The sequence below is a fragment of the Nocardia farcinica genome, assembly GCF_001182745.1.
Taxonomy (GTDB): Bacteria; Actinomycetota; Actinomycetes; order Mycobacteriales; family Mycobacteriaceae; genus Nocardia; species Nocardia farcinica.
In genome coordinates, this window is record NZ_LN868939.1 from 724,494 (window position 1) to 739,169 (window position 14,676).

The 14,676-nt window shown below is 72.2% G+C and carries 9 protein-coding genes; 4 read left to right on the top strand and 5 right to left on the bottom strand.

Translation table 11 applies throughout. The features are described from left to right. Positions 1 to 84: 84 nt before the first annotated feature. The 3 genes from AMO33_RS20410 to AMO33_RS20420 all read right to left on the bottom strand — a co-directional run bounded on the left by AMO33_RS20410 (position 85) and on the right by AMO33_RS20420 (position 8,063). Positions 85 to 3,858, bottom strand: a complete 3,774-nt coding sequence (locus AMO33_RS20410) for a murein biosynthesis integral membrane protein MurJ (protein WP_060595061.1) — start codon at positions 3,856 to 3,858, stop codon at positions 85 to 87. A 1,107-nt stretch (positions 3,859 to 4,965) separates the two neighbouring features. Continuing rightward, positions 4,966 to 7,530, bottom strand: a complete 2,565-nt coding sequence (locus tag AMO33_RS20415; RefSeq protein ID WP_060593921.1) for a DUF6049 family protein — start codon at positions 7,528 to 7,530, stop codon at positions 4,966 to 4,968. Then, a complete protein-coding gene (locus AMO33_RS20420; protein ID WP_011212191.1) occupies positions 7,527 to 8,063 on the bottom strand; it encodes an NUDIX hydrolase in 537 nt (178 codons plus the stop codon). Before AMO33_RS20420 ends, AMO33_RS20415 begins: the two co-directional genes overlap by 4 nt. Before the next feature lie 158 nt (positions 8,064 to 8,221). Between AMO33_RS20420 and AMO33_RS20425 the strand changes: the two genes are divergently transcribed. After that, positions 8,222 to 9,679, top strand: coding sequence for a CCA tRNA nucleotidyltransferase (locus AMO33_RS20425; RefSeq protein WP_011212190.1), 1,458 nt, complete (start codon positions 8,222 to 8,224; stop codon positions 9,677 to 9,679). 3 nt (positions 9,680 to 9,682) lie between these two features. Here AMO33_RS20425 and AMO33_RS20430 read toward each other — a convergent pair whose 3' ends face one another. Then, on the bottom strand, positions 9,683 to 10,498 hold the full coding sequence (locus tag AMO33_RS20430) for a hypothetical protein (RefSeq protein WP_060593922.1): 816 nt from the start codon (positions 10,496 to 10,498) through the stop codon (positions 9,683 to 9,685). Between the two features lie 113 nt (positions 10,499 to 10,611). Between AMO33_RS20430 and AMO33_RS20435 the strand changes: the two genes are divergently transcribed. From AMO33_RS20435 to AMO33_RS20445, 3 genes are read left to right on the top strand one after another with little or no spacing between them, the layout of a single operon-like run. After that, positions 10,612 to 11,364: a LamB/YcsF family protein gene (locus AMO33_RS20435; RefSeq protein WP_082668768.1), complete on the top strand. Its 753-nt coding sequence runs from the start codon at positions 10,612 to 10,614 to the stop codon at positions 11,362 to 11,364. A 13-nt stretch (positions 11,365 to 11,377) separates the two neighbouring features. Then, positions 11,378 to 12,070: a 5-oxoprolinase subunit B family protein gene (locus tag AMO33_RS20440; RefSeq protein WP_060593923.1), complete on the top strand. Its 693-nt coding sequence runs from the start codon at positions 11,378 to 11,380 to the stop codon at positions 12,068 to 12,070. Continuing rightward, positions 12,067 to 12,930 (top strand): 5-oxoprolinase subunit C family protein, encoded by an 864-nt coding sequence (locus AMO33_RS20445; protein WP_060593924.1) that lies wholly within the window; start codon positions 12,067 to 12,069, stop codon positions 12,928 to 12,930. The genes AMO33_RS20440 and AMO33_RS20445 overlap by 4 nt, the downstream gene beginning before the upstream one ends. On the opposite strand, the gene AMO33_RS20450 is transcribed toward AMO33_RS20445, so the two are convergent. Further along, the gene (locus tag AMO33_RS20450; RefSeq protein ID WP_060593925.1) at positions 12,922 to 14,583 is read right to left on the bottom strand and encodes a DUF4185 domain-containing protein; all 1,662 of its coding nucleotides are present in this window, start codon (positions 14,581 to 14,583) and stop codon (positions 12,922 to 12,924) included. The genes AMO33_RS20445 and AMO33_RS20450 overlap by 9 nt on opposite strands. Positions 14,584 to 14,676 lie beyond the last annotated feature (93 nt).

The following is a 14,676-nucleotide window of genomic DNA, read 5'->3' on the forward strand; positions in this document are numbered from 1 at the left end:
CGCCAGCCGATCATATCGGCAGTGCCGAACGGGCAGCAACCAGACCAGGTTTGGATCCGGGGCCCGCCGGGTAGCGGGGTGCCGTCAGGGCGCGGCGTCGAAACGCAGGTCGGCGATGGCCGACTGGAATTGATTGCCCGTGTTGCCCAGGCCGGTGATCCACACCAGCACATAGCGGGCGGATTGATCTGTGCTGACCGGAATTTCGGTCACACCCGCACCGAGCTGGGCGGTGCCGATCAGCTGCGTCTGATCCAACGTCGGCGAATTCGTCGGCGAGGTGCGAATTTCCACCGAAGTACCCGGCGTCGGCGAATTGATCGACACGTTCGTCAGTTTCGCCGGGCTCGGCAGCGTGGCCATCAGGCCGACCCCCTTCTTGAGGGCCGGGAACTGCTGGAAGTACTGATCGGTGCGCCACACCGTCGCGGGGTCGTTGTCCAGCACCGCGTTCACCGAGTTCACCCCGTCCGGTGTGCCCTGCGGGGAGAAGACCGTGACACCGGTCACCGGCACCGGGACACCACCGGCCACCGGGTTGTTCGGCACCGCGCCGGGCGCGGCGGGGGTGGGCGCCGGGGTGCTGTTGGTGGTCAGGCCGATGTTGCGCTGCTCGTCCAGCGGTGCGTCGGAGGCGCCGGGGGCGAAGATGCTCACCAGCCACCAGATCACCACGCCGACGACCAGCGCCGCCAGCACACCGAGGCCGACCATCACCCAGACCATGCGCTGCGAACGTTCCCGTTCCTGCGCCAGCAATTCCGGGTCGGCCAGCGAATCGTCGCCGGGCGGCTGGGCACGCTGCCCGAGCCGCAGCACCGGGATGAAATCGGTCTTCTGATCCACCACCGACGCCTGCTCGAGCACGTGCTGCACGGTGGCGGCGGTACGGACACCCTTGTTCGACTCGAGCGAGCGCACCGCGACCGCCGAGATCTCGAACGGCACCTCGGGCCGGATCTGGCGCGGCTCCACCGGCGTGCCGTCCGGGCCGAAGTCGGCCAGGCGCAGTCCGCCGACCGTCGCGGCGCTGCCGCTCACCCCACCCGGCCGGATCGGCCAGCGCGCGGTGATCAGGGCGTACAGCATCGCACCGAGACCGCGCACGTCGGACTGGGCGTCGGAGTCGGCGAGTGTGCCGGGGAAGGCGAGCACCGCGTCACCGGACGCGCTGATGCGGATCCGGTCGGGGTGATCGATCGAGAGCGAGCCGCCGCCGCGATGGGCCAGTTCCGCGGCCGAGGCCAAGGCGCGGATCGCGCGCGCGGCGCCGATCGGCGACGGCACGGTCTCGGCCATCTCGCGCAGTGAGCGGCCCGGCGTCCATTCGGCGACCACGATGCCGCCGGAGCTGCCGCGCACCACGTCGAGGACACGGGCCAGGCCGGGCGAATTGATGCGGCCGAGCCGCAGCGTGCGCGACAGGATCGCCTGCGGGCCGTCGTGGCCGGAGTTGTCGCCGGCCTTCTGGTCGGCGTCGACGAAGGTGAGCGCCACCTCGCGGTCGAGCTTGATGTCGAGCGCCTGCCAGAACTTCAGCCCGCGGGCGCCACCGTGGCTGGCCAGCAGGCGGTACCGGCCGCCGGCCACCGAGGCGCCGGGGATCAGCTTCGGACCGCGCGGCACGCGCCGGGTGGGATCCTCGGCGGCGGGCGGGGGCACCTGCCGCGGCGGGATCGGGATCATGCCGGTGTCGTACATCGGATCGCGCGGGGGCGCGTGGCGATCCTCGCGCGGACCCGGCGCGGGCTCGGCTGCGGCGGCACCGGTTTCGTGCCCGGCTTCCGACGGCTTCTCCGCGGCGGGCGGTTTGTCGGTCGACACGCCGGCCGCCGGCGTCGCAGAAGAATCGGCGGCTGGGACGCCGCCCACCGCCGCGTCGTCGCTCACCCTCATTCCTCCTTCGCCAAGATTGGTCGCTTCGCCCTGATACGCCGAACTGCCGGCGAACTCGCCACTTGTGCTCTTCTGCCGAACAGGGTACGGGAACTGAACTCGGCCGGTGGCGTCAACAGCTTCGGGGCGGATCACGGGCAGCACCATCGTCTGGGCATCCATGACCGGGTCGAAGCCGGAGTACATGTAATGATCGGGCCTGCGCAGGACCTGGGTCGCATATTCCTCCTCGACCGGGCCGTCGAGATCGAGATCGGGCGCCGGCGGGGTGATCCCGAGCCGGCGCGAGATCGCGACGGTGATCGCGACGATCTCCGGAATGCCCGCCAGCCGCATCAGCCCGAACGCGACGGCGAACAGCACGATGCCGTCGATGGCGACGCGGATCAGCGAGCCGGGCCCGCCGAGCGAGTCCGACAGCCGGTTCAGCCCGAGCACGATGTCGACGATCAGCATGACCGCGCCCGCGGCGACCGAGGACAGCACCACCCGCGTCACGGTCCGGCCGACGTTCGCCATCCGCAGATCGCCCAGGCTGCGGTGCAGCAGGTATCCGCCGATGCACGCGCCGACGGCGAAGCTCACGCCGTTGACGACGCCGAGGACGATGACCACCTGCTCGTCGGATCCCGCGAGGTAGGGGGCGAGCGCCGAGAGCACGATCTTCACGCCGGTGATGCCGAGGATGATCCAGGTCGGCGTCCACGCCTGCTCCCTGGCGTAGAACACCCGCAGGTGGATCAGCACCAGCGCGTACGGGATCAACGAGAAGGCCGACCAGCTCAGCGCGTGACCGAGCCGCTCGGCGTCGCCGGAGAACCGCGCGTAGCCGAACAGCGCCTCGCCCACCTGGGGGCCCGCCAGCGTGAAGAACGTGACGACCGGGACCAGCGCGATCATGGTCAGGCGGGTGGCCACCGACAGGTCGTCCACCACCGCGGGCGTGTCGTCGGCGGCGGCGTTGCGGCTGAGCCGGGGCATGATCGCGGTCAGCAAGGTGACGCCGAGGACGCCGTAGGGCAGCTGCAGCAGCAGCCAGGTGTAGGAGTAGATCGCCGGACCGGCCTGGTCGGCCTGCGAGGACACATGGTTGGCGAAGATGAGGCCGATCTGGCTGATCAGCACGTACAGGATGATGGCCGCGCCCATGGTGCCGAACTGCTTGAGGCGGTCGTCCACACCCCACAGCGGCCGCAGGTCGATGCCCTCGCGACGGATCGCGGGCAGCAGCACCAGCGCCTGGGTCACCACACCCAGCGTGACACCCACACCGAGGACCAGCAGTTTCGGATCGCTCATCCGTACCGGGTCCAGCGTGATCTCGCCGGGGGTCAACGCGTAGGTCGCCAGCACCACGAGCACGACCACGTTGTTCAGCACCGGTGCCCACGCGCCCGGCTTGAAGTTCTGCCGGGTGTTCAACACCGCCGTGAACAGCGCCGACATGCCGTAGAAGAGGATCGCGGGCACCAGCAGGAAGGTCAGGGCGGTGGTGAGCGCGGTGTCCACCTGGCCGTCGGCGTCGACGAAGACGCGACTGGCCAGGATCGGCGCGGCGGCCGTGGTCAGCACCGTCGCGGTGGCCAGGACCACGAACGCCGCGGTGACCAGTCGCCGGACGAAGGCGGCGCCGCCGTCCGGGTCCTCCTGCTCCGCGCGCACCAGCGTCGGCACCACGATGGCGGTGAGCACCGCGCCGAGCACCAACTCGGCGATCATGTTCGGGATCAGGCTCGCCGAGGTGAACGCACTGGCGATCTGGGGGCCGAGCACGGCCGCCAGCATCAACACCTTGGCGAAGCCGGTGATCCGGCTGACCAGGGTCGCGATGGCGATCGATCCCGAGTCGCGCAGCAGCCGCGCCGCGGCGCTCTGCTTGGGCTGCTCGGCCGACTCCTCGGGCTCGGTTTCCCATTCCTGCGTGCTCGGCCGGGCGTCGCGAGGTCGCGGCGGTGGCACCACCCGGCTCGCGCCGACGGGTTTACCGGCCGCCGCGGGCACCGGCTCGGGAATCCGCTCCGGAGCGGCGACCGGCCGCGCGCCGTGCGCGGGCGTCGGGAACGGCCTGCCCGGTGGCGGGGTGCGGTCGGGGCGCTGCGGCGGGATCCGGGTGGGCTGCGCGGGACGCGGTGCCTCGGGCGGCAGCGGTGGCACGGGGCGCTGACCGTGGCCCGGGGTGGGCGTCGGGGCGCCGCGACGGGGTGCCGGTCCGCCGGGCGGCACGGGGCCACGCCGGGGCGAAGCGTCGTCGGGTGCGGACGGATAGCCCGGTGCCGGGCCGGGGGTCCGCTGTCGGCCGGGCGGCTGATCGGACGCGGGTGGTACCGGCGGCCTGCCGGGTGCGGGGACGCGCCCCGGCGCGTCGGGGGCGAAGCCCGCTGCGGGTGGCGCGACGCGCTCGGCGCCGGGCCGCTGACCCGGCGCGTGGCCGGGACCGAAGTCCTGGCCCGCGGCCGGTCGCCCGTGCCCGGGCTGGGGACCAGGAGCAGGCACCGGGCCGGGAGCGTGGCCGGGGTGACGAGGGTTTCCGCCCGGCACGGGTGCGCGCCCGGGCGTCGGCTCGGGTCCGGTAGGGCGGCCCGGCGCTGCTCCACTGCGGGGCGGCACGGGTCGTCCCTCCGGTGCGCGCTGGGTGGGCAGCGGACCCGAGGGCGGGGGCATCGGCGCGGTGGGCGGACCCATGCGACGGCCCGGCGGCACCTGCGGACGGCTGACCTGAGGAATTCGCGGTGGTCCGCCTTGGGGATCGGGACGGTTCATCCCCGGCTCCTCCTGCGGTCCGCGCCCGCGTTCCCAGGGCGCGGACGGCGCCCGGCGGACCGGGGGCATCTCGGGCCGGTCGTCGGGTCCTGGCCGATGAGCGGAGAGATCATCGTCGCTCATCATGCCTCCTGTGTCGTACCGGACCCGCGCCCCGGCCTGCCGGAACGGCGTTTCGCCCACCGGGCTCCCCCGCAGGCCTCCGCCGCACGGACCGATGCGGGCGCGACCGTGACGCCGCTGCCGCTGCCGGCCCGTGCTCGTCTGCCCCTCGATTGTCCCCCACCGGGCACACCGGACGAGCCCCGGTCACTCGTTCCCCGCGTGCTCCGCGCTCAGCAGCTGTTTGCGCGCGCGCCGGTAGCGGCCGAGCCGACGTCGCGCGACGGCGTCGAAACCCTCGTCGGCCGGATCGGGCTTGCCCCGGAACCGGTGCCACAACCGGCGCCCGGCCAACAGGAACAGCAGCAATCCGGCACATGCGGTCATTATCGCCAGTGTCTGGCCGTAGGCGTTCGAGCGCACCGACACCGACGTCGACTCCCCGAGCAGCACACCGTCGGCGGTCGTCATCGAGATCGGGATCACCAGTTTGCGGCTGTCGTTCACCTGGGTCGGCACCCGGAACGAGCGGGTGCCCTTGGGCGGCAGCTGCTGTTCGCCCAGGTCGGTGATCTCCGCACCGTCGGGCACCTCGATCCGGAACCGGATCCGGATGGCCACCGGCAGGTCGTTGCGGGCCACCAGCAGCAGCGGACTCTGCTCGGTCGCCAGCGTGTAGGCACCGCCCGGCGGCAGCACGGTCACCGAGCGGTACAGGTTGTCGACGGTGCGGGTGGTCTGGTCGAGCCTGCGCTGCGCCCAGGCGTCCGGCTGCCCGGAGTTACCGGTGCGGCGATCGGAGAGGCTCAGCACCCGCAGCAGGTCGTCGCGCAACGGTGTGACGAACTCGCGCGGGCTCGGCTGGATCTCGGGCACGTCGACCATCGACCGGAACAGATCGGTGATCCGGCGCCCCTGCTCGCGGATCGGTTCGACGAAACGGACCGGTGCGCCGTCCGTGGTGGCACGCGGCAGCAGATCCAGTTCGTAGGGTTCGGGATCCGGCGGCTGGGCGAGCAGATCGGTGAACGCCCGCGGCGTCGCCAGCCCGGCACGCATCAGCGACTCGACCTGACGCAGCAGCTCGGTCGCCTCGTCCGCGTTGACGCCCCACTGCTGGGGCGGCATCACCAGCAACGACCGCGGACCCGGCGCCTGCGGGTTCAGCGCGCGCCACGAGACCGCGCCGAGGGCGTCCTGCAGGCGGGCCGACCGGGAATCGTTGGTCACCTCGTACCGCACACCCGACGGGGTGAACGACGGCGTCGGCGGATTGGACCCCACCGCGGCCAATGCCGTGGCCGACCAGATGTCGAACGTCGCCACCCGCAGCGCGGGATCGGGCGCGGCGGCGGGCGGCTCGGCGGGAGCGCCCGCCACCACCGACGTGGCACCCGCGGGCGCGGGTTCGGACGCCGGCGCGCCGTGCTCGGGCGCCTGCGGAGCGGTCACCTCCGGCAACCGCACCAGCGCCGGCGCGGGCGCGGTGTCGGGCGCGGTCGTCTCGCCGTCGGCGTAATACCCCTCGTCCAGATCGGCGGAGGCGCCCACCGTGCCCAGCGGCGCGGTCGCCGAATCGGCCAGCACCGCGGTGGCGAAACCGTGCCGGCGCAGGAGCATTCCGGCCGCGGTGTCGATCGTCCCGGCATCGGGCAGGCTCACCCCGCGCACCGAGCGCACCCCGAGCACCGAATCCACGATCTCCGCCGGGGCGTCCAGGGCGCGCGCGGACAGCTCCGGGTCGTTCACCGCGGCCAGCGCCGTGACATCCACCTGACCGAACGGCAGCGCCACCGTGCACAGCGAGGGCGCGATCGCGCGCAGCCGGTCCAGCCACGCCGTGGCCTGCTCCGCGCCGGTGCCCTCCCTGGTCGCGCCGTCCGGATCCGACGGGCTGGCCAGCACCCGGTAGCCGTTCGTCATCGCCTGCACCGTCACCAGCAGATCGGGATCGACGGCCAGGCAGATCGACGACGCCAGCTCCCGGTTGCGCGTCGGGCCCGAACCCAACACGGCCTCCAGCGAGCCGAGCAGCTGGTCCAGCCTGCCGCCCTTGCCGAGCGAGGCCGCCAGCTCGTCGTCGGTGAGCTCGACCTGCCCGTCCACCGAACCCGGCGCGCCCGCGACCAGCCGGGGCCGATCCGCCAACGGCCACAGCATCGTGGTGGCCACCGGTGCGCCCGCGGGCGGCGGGACTGGCGGGTGCCCCTCGGTGGCGGTCTGCGGCAGGCTCAGCACCGGCAGCAGGAACCGGGCGTCGTCCAGCCTGGCCTGGCCGCCGTAGGCGGGCACCCCGTTGACGTTCAACAACACCGGGTACACCCCGGGCTCGGTGATCTGCAGCGAGGCCGCCGCATCCGAACGCAGCGGCAACGTCACCGTGAACTGGCGCCGCTGCCCCGGATTCAACTGCGACACCACGTCCTCGAACGGACCCGCGATCTCGTAGTTCACCTGATCCAGCTGCAACGCCGACCGCAACTCCGACGGCGCGGACACCGCGGCCGCGCGCTGTAGGCGCACACTGACGTCCTCCACCACGCGGTCACCGATGTTGGTGACCGTTCCCGCCACCGTCAGCACCGGATCCGACGAGGCCGTCACCGTCGACGGTGTGACCGAATCCACCGACAGCTTCACGAACTTCGGCGCCGTCGTACTCGACCCGTTCGGCTGGGCCACCGCCTGCGGCGCGGGCGCCCCCGTCACCATCGCGACCGAACCCAGCAGAGTCAGGACCGCCACGAAGAACCGGAACAGCCCACGCGTCATCGCTTACCGGTCTCCATCCGGTCGATCAGCCGATTCGCCACCTCGGCCAGCCGTCGCTCGTCCGCGTACGCCAACCGGGAATTCAACTCCGTCAACGGAACCCACGCCACCGACGTGACCTCCACATCCGCGTCGGACAACTCCCCACCGACCGAACGCAGCAGGAAATGATGCACGGTCTTGTGCACCCGGCGGCCCTCCGTGACGAACCAATAGTCGATACTGCCCAGCTCGGCCACCACGACCCCCTGGATGCCCGTCTCCTCGGCCACCTCACGGATCGCGGTCTGCTCCGCCGTCTCCCCCTCCTCGATATGCCCCTTCGGCAACGACCACAGCAGGCGACCGCGACGATCGGTACGCCCGATCAGCGCCGCACACCGCAGCTCGCTCGGGCCGTCCAACCCGTCGACCACCAGCCCCCCGGCCGACGTCTCCCGCACCGTGCGCATACGCGGCTTGGCCGCATCGGCCGCCGAACCGCGGCGCCGCGGCTGGCGGCGTCGACTGTTCGCGCGATCGGCCGGAGACACCTGGCAAGCTTACTGTGTTGGATTGCCGCTCCTTCGTCGCGGCGGGTCGGGGCCCCCTTGTGTCTCCCGGGTGTGGGGCCGTGGGGACGGGGTGTGGTGGGGGGTCGGCCTCTATATACAGTTCCGTTGTGGTTTCGCCCGAGTCCGAGGATGTTGTCGTGTCCGATACAGCTCCGCTTCCCTCCGAGGATCGGCGTACGCGGTTGCTTGCTTCGGCGGCGGTGACCCTCGGGGCGCTTGCCGACGTGCTCACCCCGCTCGGTGGGTTGTTCGCGGCGCGCGGGCACGAGTTGTACCTGGTGGGCGGCAGTGTGCGGGACGCGGTGCTCGGACGGTTGGGCACCGATCTGGATTTCACCACCGACGCGCGGCCCGAGCAGGTGCTCGAGATCATGCGCGGGTGGGCCGACCATGTATGGGACACCGGGGGCCTGGCCTTCGGCACGGTGAGCGCCGCCAAGGCGGGGCAGCAGCTCGAGATCACCACCTTCCGCAGCGACACCTACGACCGGGTCTCGCGGAACCCGGAGGTGACCTTCGGCGACACGCTCGAGGGTGATCTGGTGCGCCGGGACTTCACCGTCAACGCGATGGCGGTGCGCATCGCGGCCGACGGTTCGCTGGAGTTCGTCGACCCGCTCGGCGGAATGGACGCCCTGCTGGCGGGGGTGCTGGACACCCCGGCCTCGCCGGAGGACTCCTTCGACGACGATCCGCTGCGGATGCTGCGGGCGGCGCGGTTCGTCTCGCAACTCGGCTTCGAGCTCGCCCCGCGGGTGCGGGCGGCGATCGGCCGGATGGCCGAGCAGATCGACCGGATCACCGCCGAGCGGGTGCGGGTCGAACTCGACAAGCTCATCGCCGGCGACCACCCGATCGACGGCATCGACATCATGTGCGAGACGGGCCTGGCCCAGCGGGTGCTGCCGGAGGTGCCCGCCATGAAGCTCGAGATCGACGAGCACCACCAGCACAAGGATGTGTACCGGCATTCGCTGACCGTGCTCGAGCAGGCCATCGACCTCGAGGACGGCGACCCCGACCTGGTGCTGCGCTGGGCGGCGCTGCTGCACGACATCGGCAAGCCCGACACCAAGCGCAACGAGCCAGGCGGCGGCGTCAGCTTCCACCACCACGAGGTGGTCGGCGCGAAGATGGTGCGCAAACGGATGCGCGCGCTGAAGTACCCGAAACAGTTCACCGAGGACGTGGCCCGCCTGGTGTTCCTGCACCTGCGCTTCCACGGCTACGGCAAGGGCCAGTGGACCGATTCGGCGGTGCGGCGCTACGTCACCGACGCCGGTGACCTGCTGCCCCGCCTGCACAAGCTGGTGCGCGCCGACTGCACCACCCGCAACAAGCGCCGCGCCAGTGCGCTGCAGGCCACCTACGACGAGCTGGAGGAGCGCATCGCGCGGCTCCAGCAGGAGGAGGACCTGGCCAAGGTCCGGCCCGACCTGGACGGCAACGCCATCATGGAGCTGCTCGGCCTGCCGCCGGGGCCCGAGGTCGGCCGCGCCTGGCGGTACCTGAAGGAACTGCGCTTGGACCGTGGTCCGCTCACCCGCGAGGAGGCCGAGGCCGCCCTGGTGGAGTGGTGGAAGAGCCAGAGCTGACGCTCAGAAGACGATCAGCGTGGTGCCCGCCACCACGGCGTCGCGGATCTGCGCGAGGTCGAACGAGGCCGTCGTCTCCGGCAGTTCCAGCTCGAACCGCACCAGGTCGCCGTCCAGGGCCGCACGCACGATGCGCAGGTCACGCGGGAGATCGCGCAGCGGCAGCACCGGCGGGTCCACCAGGCGCCGCGGCAGCGGGATGCCGCGCCAGCGGGCCCGCCGCACCCGTAGCGTCAACCGGTTGTCGGTGACCGCGCCGTCCACCAGGGCGGTCAGCGCGTGCCGCCGATGACGTGCCCGCACGTCACCCTCGGCGGTCACCTCGAGGTGCCAGGCCAGCGGCAGCGTGTTCAACCAGGCCACCAGCGCGGCGAGGGTCACGGTCCCGGACACCTCGAGCCGGGCGGTGCGCACCCGGCTCGGTACGCCCGGGATCAGCCGCACACCGTGCGCGATGACGGTCACCGTCTCGAGCGGGTGGTCGTCCCAGCGCAGCCGGGACAGCACCGTCTTGGTCTGGAAATGCGCGCCGCGCCTGCGCACCTTCAACACCTGCAGGGTCGCGTGCAGTTCGTGACCGACCAGCGTCACGGTGATCTCCTGGCCGCCGAACCGGCTCAGGATGCCCTCGCTGAGCACCGTCATCAGCACATCGGGCAGCAGCGCGGTGACCGTGCCCGACCCCAGGTCGACCACCGGGTCCATCCACGCGGCGGTGGTGGTGAGCCACTGCTCCAGCCAGGACTGCTCGAACAGCCGCCTGCCGATATCGATGGCCCGCAACGGAGACCATGACGTCGGATCGAAATACGCGGCCATGACCGTTCCGAGCGTACTGGATCGGGGTACCGGTCCGCGCGTACCGGATTGGCCGGCGGGCACCGGCCGACGACAATGGAACCGCACGCGCCGCAGCGACGGGAGGAGTCACGATGCCGCTGGATCTCAACAGCGATCTGGGCGAGGGCTTCGGTTCGTGGACGATGGGCGACGACGCGGCCATGCTCGACCTGGTGACCAGCGCCAACATCGCCTGCGGCTTCCACGCCGGTGACCCCTCGATCATGCGCCGCACCTGTGCGCTGGCCGCCGAACGCGGCGTCCGCATCGGCGCCCACGTCGGCCACCGCGACCTGGTCGGTTTCGGCAGGCGCCGCATCGAGATCGACCCCGCCGATCTGCGCGACGAGGTGCTGTACCAGATCGGCGCCCTGGACGGTTTCGCGCGTGCCGCGGGCAGCCGGGTGAGTTACGTGAAACCGCACGGGGCGCTCTATCACTCGGCGGCCGCGCGCCGCGACCTCGCCGACGCGGTGCTGGCGGCGATGACCGACCTCGATCCGAAGCTGGTGTTGCTGGGCCCGGCGGGTACCGAGCTCGAGCACGCCGCGACGGCGGCGGGCGTGCGGTTCGTCGGCGAGGGCTTCGCCGACCGCGCGTACACGCCGGAGGGCCGGTTGGCTCCCCGCGGCCGGGCGGGCGCGGTGCTCGACGCCGACGCGGCGGTGGCGCAGGCGGTATCGATCGCGACCGAGGGGCGGGCTCGGGTGGTCGAGGGCGGCGCCGTCGAGGTGGGCGCGGGCAGCCTGTGCGTGCACGGCGACACCCCCGCCGCGGTCGAGATGGCGCGGCGGATCCGGGACGCGCTGGCCGCCGCCGGTGTGGTCGTCGAGGCGTTCGGGTGAGCGCGCTGCGGGCGTGACGGGGACCGGTGCCGTGGCGAAGGACGCCGAACAGTGGTGGATCCGGGCCGCCGGTGACCGCGCCTGGCTGCTGTATCCCGGGAGTGCGATCACCGCGGCGCGCGTTGCCGCGCGGCTGCGTGAGCGGCCGATCGAGGGGGTGCAGGATGTCCTGCCCGCGGCGGAAACGGTGCTGGTGACGGTGCTGTCGCCCGCGCACGCCGAGCCGGTCCGGCGCGAGTTGGCGGCGCTGCTGACGCCGGGCGGCGCCGTTTCCCGTGAAGCAGTCGGCGTGGCAAGTCTTTCCGACTCCGAAACGGCACCCGAGCCGGTCGAGATCCCGGTGCGATACGACGGCGCCGACCTCGCGCACGTGGCCGAACTGCTCGGTACGACCGTGCCCGCGGTGATCGAGGCGCATACCGGCACCGTGTGGCGCTGCGGATTCGTCGGCTTCGCACCGGGTTTCGGCTACCTGGAAGCACCGGACGGCCGCCTGACCGTCCCGCGTCGCGACCGCGCCCGCACCGCCATCCCGGCCGGCGCGGTCGCCCTGGCCGGCGGGTACTCGGCGGTGTACCCACGCAGCACTCCGGGCGGCTGGCAGCTGATCGGGCACACCGACGCCGTGCTGTGGGACGTCGATCGCGATCCGCCCGCGCTGATCCGCGCGGGCTCGGCGGTCCGCTTCGTGGCGGTCGGCCGATGATGCGCGTGCTGGCGGTCGGTCCGGCGGCCACGGTGCAGGACCTCGGCAGACCCGGGTGGTTCCATTCCGGGGTCGGTGTGGCGGGCGCCGCCGATCGCGGGGCGCTGCGGTTGGCGAATCGGCTGGTCGGGAACCCGGAGGACGCGGCGGGCATCGAAGTACTGCTCGGCGGTCTGGTCGTACGCGCCGAGCAGCACCACACCGTCGCCGTCACCGGCGCGTCGGCGCCGGCAACCGTGGACGGCGTCCCGGTCGGGCACGCGAGCGTGCTCGAACTCGCGCCGGGAGCGACCCTGCGCCTCGGTCTCGCCTCCCACGGACTGCGCAGCTACGTCGCGGTGCGCGGCGGCGTCGACGTCGCGCCGGTGCTGGGCTCGCGCAGCCGCGACACGCTCGCGGGCATCGGGCCCGAACCATTGCGCGCCGGTGACCGCCTGCCGATCGGGCCGCCGCCGCGCACGCTGCCGCTGGTCGATCTCGCACCGGTCGCGCCGCAGCCCGACCCCGTGACGGTGCACGCCTTGCCGGGGCCGCGCGCCGACTGGTTCATCGACCCCGACGCGCTGTTCACCGGCCTGTGGTCGGTCACCACCGACACCGACCGGGTCGGCGCCCGGCTCGCGCGGGTGGCGGGTCCGCCGCTGCGCCGCGCGGTCGCGGGCGAATTGCGCACGGAGGGCATGGCATCGGGCTCGGTGCAGGTGCCGCCGAGCGGCGAGCCGGTGGTCTTCCTCGCCGACCATCCGATCACCGGCGGCTATCCGGTCGTCGCGGTGGTGCTCGACGCCGATATCGATCTGGTCGCCCAGATCAGGCCCGGCGGACGGTTGCGGTTCCGCCGGGCGGACCGATCAGCGTGAGCGCACCGGCGAGCGCATGAGATAGACGTTGTAGCTGTCCCAGGCCGACATGGTGAAGTACAGCTCGTCGCCGGTGGACCAGGGATGGATGAAGCCGCCGTAGGCCTTCGGATAATCCGAGGTCGACACCAGCGGCACCCCGTCGGTCCATGCGCCCTGCGGGGTGGTCGCCTCGCGCAACACGATCGCGCCGCGCGCGGAGTCCAGGTAGACCATCTGCCAGCGTTCGGTGCCCGCGTCGTAGCGCACCGAGAGCTCGCTGGCGATACCGAGGAACAACGGCGTGGCCTGGTTCTCCGCCGCGGGAGCCCAGTCACCGTTCACCCAGTACTGGTAGGCGGACTTGTTGAGCACGTGCTCCTTGGGCACCCTGGCCAGCCCCACCACACCGACCCGCCCGTTCGGGGTGCCGAACATGTAGACGTAGTCGCCCTGCGGCACCATCGCGGCGACCTGGAACCGGCCGAGCCCGAACAGGTTGTCCCACTTGGCGTGCTGGTCTTTCACCCAGGTGGAACCGTTGTCGTCGGAGTAGGCGATGCCGCCGTAGTTGGTCCACCACATGCCGGGGATGCGGCTCCAGCGGTTCACCGACATGTAGCTCATGTACTGCCGGTCGCCGAGGGCGAAGCCGGAGGTCGGGATGACCGTGGTCTCCCAGTTCTTGATCTTGCGGCTCGACAGCAACTCGGCCGCGTGGCACCGGCTGTCCTGCACCATCCGGTCGATGCGCACGCCGTCGGAGAGGTCGGTGTCGGTGCTGTAGGCGAGCGCGTTGCTGCGCCAGTCCGATCCGCCCGCGCCGCCGTACTCCCAGCCTTCGCCGAAGGTGTCGCCGAAGACCATCGCCACCTCGCCGGGCTTGGTCTCCCACATGATGCCGAGGTCGGTGCCGTTGATCGCCCAGCGCACGTCGGTGCGGTTCTCCGAACCGTGCCCGGTCACCTGCTCCACCAGCTCCGCGGTGTCGACCACGGGGGCGGCCGGGGCGGGCGCGAGCGGTCCCGGCTCGACCGGATGCACGACCTCCGGCGGCGCCGGCTGCGGATCCTGTTGCGGCCCACCGGGTACCGGGATGGGAATGGGCTCGATCTCGGGGCGGATGCTGATGCGCGGCACCTGCACCCCGGCGAAGCTGCTCCCGCTGTCGCCGCTGCCCGCCGAGGAGCCGCTACCCGCCGAAGAGCCGCTGCCGGTGTCCGCCGACCCGGGCACGTCGACCGACAGTTCCTCCTCCTCGGGAGTCTCCTCGGTGCCTTCCTCGGCCTTCGTGTCGTCCTCGGCCGGCGGGGCGGTCTCGGGCTCCACCGGTTCACGCAGGTCCGGGCACGGGTCGCCGCACGGGTCCTTGGGCAGCGGGTCGGCGGCCACCCGGGTGTAGTCCGGAGGTGGGTCGGGCACCGGGACCAGCGTGAGTTCCGGGATCGGCACGGGGATCTCGATCTCGGAGGGGATCTGGACGGGCGGCGGCGCGGGCTGCCCCGGCATCGGCAGCCGGGCCAGCGGATCGAAACCCGTTTCGCCGCAACTGTTCACCGGTGCGGGCATCCAGGGATGGGGCGCGGCCGCCGCGGTCGGCGCCGGAATCCCCACCAGACCCGCGACGAGAACACCGAAGAACGCGGAGGTCTCCAGCTTTCTCGGTACACCCATGTCGGTCGGCTCCCCGGTTCGTCGCGGTCGGGTGATCAACTTACCGGACCGTGCTGCGCGGGCCGGTGATCCGGCCGGAACCGAATGGCACAG

Coding starts and splice junctions, on each gene's coding strand:
- AMO33_RS20415 (WP_060593921.1), bottom strand. CDS start 7,530: ATGACGCGTGGGCTGTTCCGGTTCTTCGTGGCGGTCCTGACTCTGCTG.
- AMO33_RS20430 (WP_060593922.1), bottom strand. CDS start 10,498: ATGGCCGCGTATTTCGATCCGACGTCATGGTCTCCGTTGCGGGCCATC.
- AMO33_RS20435 (WP_082668768.1), top strand. CDS start 10,612: ATGCCGCTGGATCTCAACAGCGATCTGGGCGAGGGCTTCGGTTCGTGG.
- AMO33_RS20445 (WP_060593924.1), top strand. CDS start 12,067: ATGATGCGCGTGCTGGCGGTCGGTCCGGCGGCCACGGTGCAGGACCTC.
- AMO33_RS20450 (WP_060593925.1), bottom strand. CDS start 14,583: ATGGGTGTACCGAGAAAGCTGGAGACCTCCGCGTTCTTCGGTGTTCTC.